This is a genomic window from Methylosinus sp. R-45379, assembly GCF_001644125.1.
In the GTDB taxonomy this organism is placed as follows: Bacteria; Pseudomonadota; Alphaproteobacteria; order Rhizobiales; family Beijerinckiaceae; genus Methylosinus.
Genome location: NZ_LUUM01000130.1, coordinates 1 through 1,384 on the forward strand (window position 1 = coordinate 1; position 1,384 = coordinate 1,384).

The 1,384-nt window shown below is 60.0% G+C and carries 1 protein-coding gene and 1 pseudogene; both read right to left on the reverse strand.

The annotated features are described in order from the left end of the window. Positions 1–992: pseudogene (locus tag A1351_RS06790) on the reverse strand (hypothetical protein); the annotation flags it as partial. Positions 993–995: 3 nt separating this feature from the next. Next, on the reverse strand, positions 996–1,384 hold a 389-nt coding region (locus A1351_RS06795), incomplete at its 5' end, for a helix-turn-helix domain-containing protein (RefSeq protein ID WP_157096142.1).

Here is a 1,384-nt window from a genome sequence, read left to right on the forward strand (position 1 = left end):
ACGTAATTCTTCGTACCGTAATGGCGCACCGTGTCCACATTGGTGGGCAGTAGCCTCGCCATGAAATCCTCGACCGCCGCATGCCACTCGGGTTGCGTCTCGGCGGACAATGTCGACGGCTTCGCTTGTCGCGGAGTGCGCTGCTTTTTCTCTATGGCGTCGACGAGCGACCCTTCCTTTTGTGATTCGGTGGGGCGATCGGAAGGAGGAGTGGCGAGCGACGGGGCCGCCAGTTCCACTTGCGTCGTCGGCGCTTCCTGCGTTGTCGGCGCCGCTTCCGCCACGGGGCAAACCATAGGCGTCGATGAGACGTTCGGCGCCGTCTGCGGCGTTTCCGATGTCTCATGCAACGTCGGCGTTGCGAATGTTTCGGGGGACGGCTGACGATCTGTTCGCTTCTGCTTTTCCGTCGCAGGCGCGGAGGCGACGTCGTGCGTCGTCGCCGATGCGGCGCTGGACTTCTTTGGCTGCTTGGGCTTCCGGTGGCCATCCGCCGTCGCCACACGTCGTGTCAGCAGGCCGATGCGACGGCGCTTTCCATAGAGCGAACCTGCGGAACGCCCGAGAATTTCGGCCAAAGCCGGGACATGCACGCCGCAGGTCCATCCGACGATGAACAGCGTGTGGTCCATGAGCGACCAGCCGTTTTTGCGCGACCGGAGGGGCTTTAGGAGCTGATCCGGGCCGATGGGAATCCCGCGAGTCGCGATTTCGTCGAGGATGGTCGTTCGCGCAGAGCCCAAATAGGCTGCGATGGCGTCGACGCCGAGACCGGCGCCCAACATGCCTTCGATGAGGCCCTCGGCGCAGGCCAATTCGTGGCCCAGTAGCGCCAAAAGCAGTCCCGCCTCGTTGGGCGCGGCATCGAAATGGGTTGGTTCGAATGAACGATCGCAATCGAGCATGGCGTCTGCTCCGGTTTTCACCGAAGCAGATCGATAACACTGTTTAACAAGAGCGTCAACGCACCATATATTAGGCGCTGTTGTCATATACTATTTTTGGGCCTCCAGGTCCTTCATCAGCTCGAGGTAGACGAGAACCTTTTTTTCGATCTCGTCGAATGAGGCGTCCACGCTCTTGCGGCGAGAACGAAGCGTCTCCAACAGCTCTTCCGACCTGTTCGTCAAATTTTCGGACAGTCGGAACGACATCTCCACGCCCCGCTCCGATTCCGGCAACACCGTTGCTACCGTCACTCCTAAAGCCGACGTCACCTTTTTCAGTGTCGTGAGAGAGCTGTTCTGGGTGCCTTTTTCGATCAAGTAGATGGCAGTGGCGGCCATGTTGCAACGATCGCCCAGCATGCGTTGGGTCCATCCGTGCGACGTTCGCAGGGCGCGAATTCGTTCTCCGATCGCAACTAGGAACTCGTCCCTGTTCT